Annotated in this window: 7 protein-coding genes; all 7 read left to right on the plus strand. The window is 70.3% G+C overall.

Going from position 1 to position 7,952, the window contains the following annotated elements; translation table 11 throughout:
• The first annotated feature begins 21 nt into the window (after nucleotides 1-21).
• A complete protein-coding gene (locus ACFTQE_RS13615; protein WP_376925578.1) occupies nucleotides 22-1,260 on the plus strand; it encodes an ROK family transcriptional regulator in 1,239 nt (412 codons plus the stop codon).
• A gap of 69 nt (nucleotides 1,261-1,329) precedes the next feature.
• Nucleotides 1,330-2,574, plus strand: a complete 1,245-nt coding sequence (locus ACFTQE_RS13620; RefSeq protein ID WP_376925579.1) for an extracellular solute-binding protein — start codon at nucleotides 1,330-1,332, stop codon at nucleotides 2,572-2,574.
• Nucleotides 2,575-2,721: 147 nt separating this feature from the next.
• Nucleotides 2,722-3,708, plus strand: coding sequence for a carbohydrate ABC transporter permease (locus ACFTQE_RS13625; protein ID WP_376925580.1), 987 nt, complete (start codon nucleotides 2,722-2,724; stop codon nucleotides 3,706-3,708).
• Nucleotides 3,705-4,652 carry a carbohydrate ABC transporter permease gene (locus ACFTQE_RS13630; protein ID WP_376925581.1) on the plus strand — a complete coding sequence of 316 codons (948 nt, stop codon included), beginning with the start codon at nucleotides 3,705-3,707 and terminating at the stop codon, nucleotides 4,650-4,652. The genes ACFTQE_RS13625 and ACFTQE_RS13630 overlap by 4 nt, the downstream gene beginning before the upstream one ends.
• Nucleotides 4,649-6,184 carry a glycoside hydrolase family 3 protein gene (locus tag ACFTQE_RS13635; protein WP_376925582.1) on the plus strand — a complete coding sequence of 512 codons (1,536 nt, stop codon included), beginning with the start codon at nucleotides 4,649-4,651 and terminating at the stop codon, nucleotides 6,182-6,184. Before ACFTQE_RS13630 ends, ACFTQE_RS13635 begins: the two co-directional genes overlap by 4 nt.
• Entirely contained in the window at nucleotides 6,181-7,131 is a 951-nt protein-coding gene (locus ACFTQE_RS13640; RefSeq protein WP_376925583.1) for an ROK family protein, read from the plus strand. The genes ACFTQE_RS13635 and ACFTQE_RS13640 overlap by 4 nt, the downstream gene beginning before the upstream one ends.
• Nucleotides 7,110-7,895: a glucosamine-6-phosphate deaminase gene (locus ACFTQE_RS13645; RefSeq protein WP_376925584.1), complete on the plus strand. Its 786-nt coding sequence runs from the start codon at nucleotides 7,110-7,112 to the stop codon at nucleotides 7,893-7,895. The genes ACFTQE_RS13640 and ACFTQE_RS13645 overlap by 22 nt, the downstream gene beginning before the upstream one ends.
• Nucleotides 7,896-7,952 lie beyond the last annotated feature (57 nt).

Genomic DNA, 7,952 nt, shown 5'->3' on the forward strand with positions numbered 1-7,952 from the left:
TTACTAACAAACGTGACTGCAATGGATGCGCAGCGAGGCCCGGTCACCACGGAGCCGACGCCCCCCACCTCCCTGGTGGCGTCCGAGCTGCACGCCGCATCCGGCCCCGGCGCCGTCATCTTCGGCCGCTCCCGCGCCCTCCGGCCCACCGGCAAGGTGCTGCCGGAGCACGCCCGCACCCACAACCGCGCCCTCGTGCTGCAGACCCTCTACACGGCCGGCGCCCAGAGCCGGGCGGATGTCGCGCGCGAGACCGGTCTCACCCGGGTCACGATCTCCGACCTGGTCGCCGCCCTCATCGCCGAAGGCCTCGTGATCGAGCTCGGCCAGCGCGAGGACGCCCGCCCCGGCAAGCCCGCCACGCTCATCGACGTCGACCGCGACGCGTTCCACATCATCGGCGTCGACCTCTCGGAGCACGAGGTCTTCCGCGGCGCGGTCGTCGGCCTCGACGGCCAGATCATCGACCGCCACGAGGTCTGCCGCGACGGCGCGACCGGCGAAGCCGCCGAGCTGCTCGTCGAGCTGCTCGTCGAGCGACTGCTCGCGAGCACCACGACCCCGGTGCTCGGCATCGGCATCGGCTCGCCCGGTGTCGTCGACCCGCACGGCGTCGTGCGCTCGGCTCCGAACCTCGGCTGGAGCGACGTCGCCCTGCAGGACCGCATCTCGGCCCGATTCGTGCTGCCCGTGCACGTCGCGAACGACGCGAACGTCGCCGTGCTCGCCGAGCACGGCTCCTCGCACCACGACGACCTCCTGCTCGTCAAGGTCGGCCACGGTGTCGGCGCCGGTCTCATCATCGGCGGACGCCCCGTGGTCGGCGGCGGCTTCGCGGCGGGCGAGATCGGCCACGTCGTCGTCGGCACCGACGGCGGCCCGCGCTGCGCCTGCGGCAAGGTCGGATGCCTCGAGACCTGGCTCGCGGTCCCGCGGCTGACCGCCCGGCTCGCCGAGCAGGGCGAGCACGGCGACGCCGCGGCATCCGCTCGCGACGACATCCTGCGCGAGGCCGGCCGACGACTCGGCATCGTGCTCGCTCCCGTGGTCGGGGCGCTGAACCTCTCCGAGGTCGTGCTCAGCGGCCCGGCCCAATTGCTTGACGGCCCGCTGCACGAGGCGACCGTCGACACGCTCCGGACCCGGACGATGGCGGAATTCAACCGTGATCTGAGGCTCCGGATGACCGAGCACGGGCAGGACATCGTTCTGCGCGGCGCGGCCGTCATGGTCCTATCCGGACAACTCGGAGTCTCGTGAGGGACTCCACGCACCAAGGGTGACAGCGAACCCCCGCTGCCTCCCCCACCCCATGAAAGGAAACGACAAATGAGGAAACTCGGCATTGTTGCGCTCGGCGCCGCTGCTGCCCTGACCCTCGCCGGTTGTAGCGCCGGTGGTGGAAGTGAGTCTGCCGACGGTGGCAAGATCACGGTCTGGGTCGTCGGCAGCGACACCCCCGACACCGCGCGCGCCTACCTCAAGGACACCTTCGAGGCTGAGAACGAAGGCTGGACCCTCACGGTCGAGGAGAAGACCTGGGCCGACGTGAGCGACACCTACGCAGCTGCGCTCCAGTCGAATGACTCGCCCGACGTCGTGGAGGTCGGCAACACCCAGACCGCGAGCTTCGCGGACCAGGGCCTGTTCCTGCCCCTCACCGACTTCGCAGCCGACGACTACCTGCCCGGCCTCGTCGAGTCCGCCACCTACGACGGCGAGCTCTACGCAGCGCCGTACTACGCCGGCGGCCGCATCGTGTTCTACAGCGAGCAGATCCTCGGCGCCACGCCGGTTCCGACCACGCTCGACGAGTACGTCGCGACGGGCAAGGCGCTGAAGACCGACACCCGCTCGGGCATCTGGGCACCGGGTCGCGACTGGTACAACGCGCTTCCCTACGTCTGGGCTCACGACGGCTTCATCGCCGAGCAGGATGGCGACGAGTGGAAGGCCGGCTTCTCGAGCGAAGGCGGCATCGAGGGCCTGACCCAGCTGCAGGACGTCTACCTGAACGCGTCGAACGCGGCCAAGGACGGCGACGAGACCGACCCGCAGGTTCCCTTCTGCGCCGGTGAAGACGTCTTCCTCTCGGCTCCCGCGTGGGTGCAGTGGTCGATCACCGCTCCGGCCGACGCCGAGGCACCGGGCTGCCCCGACACCTACGGCTCCGACCTGCGCGCCTTCGCGCTGCCGGGCCTCGAGGCGGGCGAGACCGCTCCGATCTTCGCCGGCGGCTCGAACATCGCCGTCGCGACGAAGAGCGCCAACCCCGAGCAGGCTCGCGCCGCGCTCGACATCATGGCGGGCGAGGGCTACCAGACCCTCCTCGCCGAGGGCGGCCTGACCCCGGGCCTCACGGCGTCGGCGGCCTCGCTGCCCGACACCGAGATCGCGAAGGCCCAGGCCGTCGCGCTCGAGAACTCGAAGGTGACCCCGACCACCCCGAAGTGGGCCGAGGTCGAGGCTGCGCAGATCATCCAGGAGGCGCTCGTGAAGATCGCCCAGGGTGGCGACGTCGCGGCGATCGCCGCCGACCTCGACGCGCAGATCGAGGAGATCCTCAACAGCTAGCCTGTTGAGCCCCTGCGCGGGGGGCGGAGTCCCACACAGCTCCGCCCCCCGTCCCACGTCATTCCTCCGGCCCGCCGCCGATGCCGCGCCCGAGACGTACCATCAGTCAAAACCGCGATCCCCCCGCGACACATTCGAGGAGCAGCCATGAGCGCAACCCTCACCGAGCCTGACGCATCGCCGCGCACGCCGAGCACCAAGCCACCCCGTCCCCCCAAGGGTTCCCCCGCAGGTCCCCGCAAGAAGAAGCCGCTGCCCTGGGCTCCCTGGCTGCTGCTCGCTCCGAGCATCGCGCTGCTCGTCGTCATGGTCGTCTACCCGACGATCGTGATGTTCGTGAACTCCTTCACGAACCTCGAGATCAAGAACAAGATGCTCGGCACGTCGCCCGACTTCGTGGGCTTCGACAACTACATCGAGATCTTCACGAAGTCCGACTTCCCGGCGGTGCTCGCCCGCAGCCTCGGGCTCATGGTCGTGCTGACCGTGCTCATCGTCACCATCGGCATGCTCATCGCACTGCTCATGACGAAGCTCGGGAAGGCCTGGCGCCTCGCCGTCTCCATCGGCCTGCTGCTGGCCTGGGCGATGCCGCCGCTCTCGGCGACCGTCGTCTGGGGCTGGATCTTCGACACCGACTACGGCCTCGTCAACTGGGCCCTCAACACGATCACCGACAGCCAGGACTTCCGCGGCCACTCGTGGCTCATCAACCCGTGGTCGTTCATGATGGTGCTCGTCATCATCGTCGTCTGGCAGAGCCTGCCGTTCGCGGCGATCACGTTCTACGCCGGTCTCGGCCAGGTGCCCGACGAAGTGCTCGAGGCGTCCGCGCTCGACGGCGCGGGCCCCTGGCAGCGCTTCCGGCTCATCGTGATGCCGTACATGCGCAACGTGCTCACGGCCGTGATCGTGCTCGAGACGATCTGGAACCTCCGCATCTTCACGCAGGTCTACGCGCTGCAGCAGCAGGGCGGCCTCGCGAGCGAGACCAACATCCTGCCCACCTACCTGTTCCGTCAAGGGCTCGGCGAGTTCGGCGTCACCGCCGCGATCGGCGTGTTCATGGTGGTCCTGCTCATGGGCATCTCCTACTTCAACGTCCGCAATTCCCTGAAGGAGGAGGAGCTGTGAGCACGCAGATCACCCCCGCCGTCCAAGTCGCCGAGCAGCCCACCCGCACCGACCTCGGCACGATCGACAAGCGAGCACTGCGCGGGCGCCGCGGCAGCGGCAAGCAGCGTGTCGGACGTCTCGGATTCAACACCCTCGCCGCGGTCGTCGTGCTCTGCTCGATCTTCCCGGTCTACTGGATGGTGAACATGTCGTTCACCCCGCCGAACCAGATCATCAGCCGCAACCCGAGCTTCCTGCCCTTCGACTTCACGTGGAAGAACTACGTCACCGCGTGGACCCGCGAGGCGGCGCCCGGTCAGACCGACTTCCCGCACGCGCTCATGTCGAGCCTCGGAGTCGCCCTCGCGGTCGTCGTGGTCTGCGCGATCTTCGCCTTCCTCGCATCGATCGCGATCGCGCGCTTCGCCTTCCGCGGCCGCATCGTCTTCATCGTCAGCGTGCTCGTCGTGCAGATGGTGCCGGGCGAGGCCATGATGTTCACGATCTACAACATGATCGACGACTGGCGCCTCATGAACACGCTCGTCGGCCTGTTCATCGTTCACCTCGCTGGCGTCGTGCCGTTCACGATCTGGATGCTCCGCGGCTTCGTCAACGGCGTCCCCGTCGAGCTCGAGGAAGCCGCGATGATCGACGGCTGCACGAAGGCGCAGGCGTTCTGGCGGGTCACCTTCCCGCTGCTCGCTCCCGGCCTCGTCTCGACCGGCATCTTCGCCTTCATCCAGAGCTGGAACGAGTTCCTGATGGCGCTCCTCCTGCTCAAGGGCTACAACCTCACCCTGCCGCCGTGGCTGAACTCCTTCCAGTCGGCGACCGAGGCGACCAACTGGGGCGCGGTCATGGCCGGGTCCACGCTCCTCACGCTGCCCGTCGTGATCTTCTTCCTGTTCGTGCAGCGCCGGATGGTCGGCGGACTGGTGAGCGGAGCGGTCAAGGGATGACCGGCACCGATTCGACCGGCGCGGGCACCGACCTCCGCCGGGACATCCTCACGACGCTGCTTCCGGGCTTCGACGGGCTGCATGCGCCGGAGTGGGTGCTCGGACTCCTCCGCGAGGGGCTCGGCGGCGTCTGCCTCTTCGGGCCGAACGTCGAGACCCCCGAGCAGCTCCGGGCCCTGAACGCCGCACTCCGCGAGGCGAACCCGCTCGCCGTGATCGCGATCGACGAGGAGGGCGGCGACGTCACCCGGCTGTTCTACGACCGCGGCGCGCCCTTCCCCGGCAACGCCGTGCTCGGCCGCATCGACGACCTGGAGCTGACGGCTCGAGTCGCACGGGCCGTCGGTGAGGCGCTCGCCGCGACCGGATGCACCGTGACCTTCGCTCCCGACGTCGACGTAAACGCGAACCCCGACAATCCGGTCATCGGCGTCCGCAGCTTCGGCGCCGACCCCGAGCTCGTCGCCCGGCACTCGGCCGTGTGGACCACGGCGCTGCAGGAGACGGGCGTCGCCGCCAGCGCCAAGCACTTCCCGGGCCACGGCGACACCGCGACGGACTCGCACCTCGCGCTGCCCGTGGTCGACGTGCCGCTCGCGACCCTGCGCGAACGCGAACTCGTGCCGTTCCGTGCCGCGATCGCTGCCGGCAGTCGCACGATCATGACCTCCCACATCCTGATTCCCGAGCTCGATCCCGAGAACCCGGCCACCCTCTCCCCGCAGATCCTCAACAGCCTGCTCCGCGGGGAGCTGGGGTTCGACGGCGTCATCGTCACCGACGCCCTCGACATGAAGGGGGCGAGCGGCGTGCACGGCATACCCGAAGCTGCTGTGCGCGCCCTCGCCGCCGGTTGCGACCTGCTCTGCATCGGTTCCGACAATTCGGCGGAGGAGATGGCCGAGATCGTCGCGGCCGTCGAGACCGCGATCGCGACCGGCCGGCTCCCCGAGGAGCGCGTGCGCGAATCGGCGGCGCGGGTGCGTGCGCTCGCGGCCGACTCGGTGCCGGTGCCTGCCGGACCGGCGCTGCCCGCGTCGATCGAGCCGCAGCACGACGCCGAGGAGATCGGTCGGGTCATCGGCGCATTCGAGGTGACGGATGTCGCGCGCGAGCGCCTCGCCCGATCGCCCCGCGTCGGAACCGTCGTGCGGGTCGACACGGTCGCGAACATCGCGGTCGGTGTCGCCCCCTGGGGCCCCTTCGCCGCCGAAGACGTCGCCGCGAGCCCGTCGTGGCTCGGCGACGCCGTGACGGTCCCGGTCTCGGCGGAGCACGGGCTCGTCGATCCGGCGAGCCTCGAGGGCACCGTCCTCGTCGTGGGCAAGGACCTGCACCGGCACGCGTTCGCCCGATCGGCGATCGAGTCGCTGCGCGCCGTGCGCGACGATGTCGTGACGATCGACATGGGCTGGCCGTCGAACGATCGGGCCTACGCCGACGTGTCGACGTTCGGCGCATCGCGTCTCCTCGGCGAGGCGGTCATCGAGTTCGTCGACGACGCGCTCAGGGCTGCGGTGGCGACGCCGTGAGGCTCGGCATCGACATCGGAGGCACGAAGACGGCCGCGGTGGCGATCGATGCCGACGGAGAACTGAGCGACCAGGTGCGCATGCCCACGGGCTTCGGCGCCGAGGCGGTCGTCGCGACCGCGCTCCGCACGGTCGAGCGGATGAGCGAGGTCGCGGGGGTCCGCGCCGCGTCGTTCACCTCGATCGGCATCGGCATCCCCGGAGCGGTCGACAGCGCGACGGGTCGCGTGGAGCACGCGGTGAACCTCGGGCTCGAGGGGCTCGACCTCGGCCGCCGGCTCTCCGATCGCCTCGGCGTCGAGGTGCGCGTCGAGAACGACGTCAAGGCCGCGGCATTGGGGGCCCACCACCTGCTGGGCTCGACCGGCGGCGGCGCCGTGTCCGGCGAACGCCGGACGACGTCGATGGCCTACCTGAACCTCGGCACGGGACTCGCCGCCGGCGTCGTGCTCGACGGGCGACTGCTCCGGGGCGGCCATGGCGTCGCCGGCGAGATCGGCCACATCCCGATCGACCCCGCCGGCGTCCGGTGCGGCTGCGGCCAGCGCGGATGCCTGGAGACCGTGGCGTCGGGCCTCGCGATCGCCCGCACCTGGCCGACCGCGTCCGAGCACCCGGCCCGCGAGCTCTTCGACGCGGCCGATGCGGGCGACGCGCGGGCCATCGCGGTACGCGAGGAGTTCTTCGCCGGGGTGGCGACGGCGGTCCGCCTGCTGGTGCTGACCGTCGACGTCGATGCGGTGGTGGTCGGGGGCGGGCTCGCCGCGCTCGGTGAACCCCTCCTCGTCGGCATACGCCGTATCCTGAATCGGTGGGCGGCCGACTCGGCCTTCCTCGCATCGATCGACCTCGCCGCTCGCGTGCAGGTCGTCCCACCCGGATTCCCAGCGGCCGCCGTCGGCGCCGCCCTCGTAGGAGAACACCCATGGCTGAAGTCGTCGTCGTAGAGAACGAAGACGCCGCAGGCGCACTCGTGGCCGACACGATCGTCTCGCTCATCCGTTCGAAGCCCGATGTCGTCCTCGGCCTCGCAACCGGCTCGACGCCGCTCGCGAGCTATCGTGCACTCGCACGACGCATCGCGGGCGACGCGATCGACGTGCGGGGCGTGCGCGGATTCGCGCTCGACGAGTACGTCGGGCTGCCCGCAGGGCACCCCGAGAGCTACCGCGCGGTCATCGCGCGCGAGGTCGTCGAGCCGCTCGGCCTGACCCCCGAGCTCGTGCGCGTGCCGAACGGAGACCCCGCCTCGATCGAGCACGCGGGGGCGGACTACGAGGCGGCCATCACGGCGGCCGGCGGTGTCGACCTGCAGATCCTCGGCATCGGACGCACGGGCCACATCGGATTCAACGAACCGGGCTCCTCGCTCGCCTCGCACACCCGCGTCAAGACCCTCACCGAGGCGACGCGTCTCGACAACGCGCGCTTCTTCGATTCGCCGGAGGACGTGCCGATGCACTGCATCACGCAGGGCATCGGCACCATCTTGCGCGCGCGCCACCTCGTGCTGCTCGCGTTCGGGTCCGCGAAGGCCCACGCCGTCGCCGCCGCCGTCGAGGGGCCCGTGTCGGCGAGCCAGCCGGGCTCGGCGATCCAGCTGCACCCGCACACGACGGTGATCGTCGACGAGGCCGCTGCGGCCGAGCTCGAGAACCTCGACTACTACCGGCACGCGTGGGCGAACAAGCCCGCCTGGCAGGGCATCTGAGCCGTTCGACACCCAGGGGGTGAGGGGATGCCGCGGCATGCCCCCAACCCCATTTTG

The organism is Agromyces sp. NPDC056965 (genome assembly GCF_042673425.1).
Lineage (GTDB): Bacteria > Actinomycetota > Actinomycetes > Actinomycetales > Microbacteriaceae > Agromyces.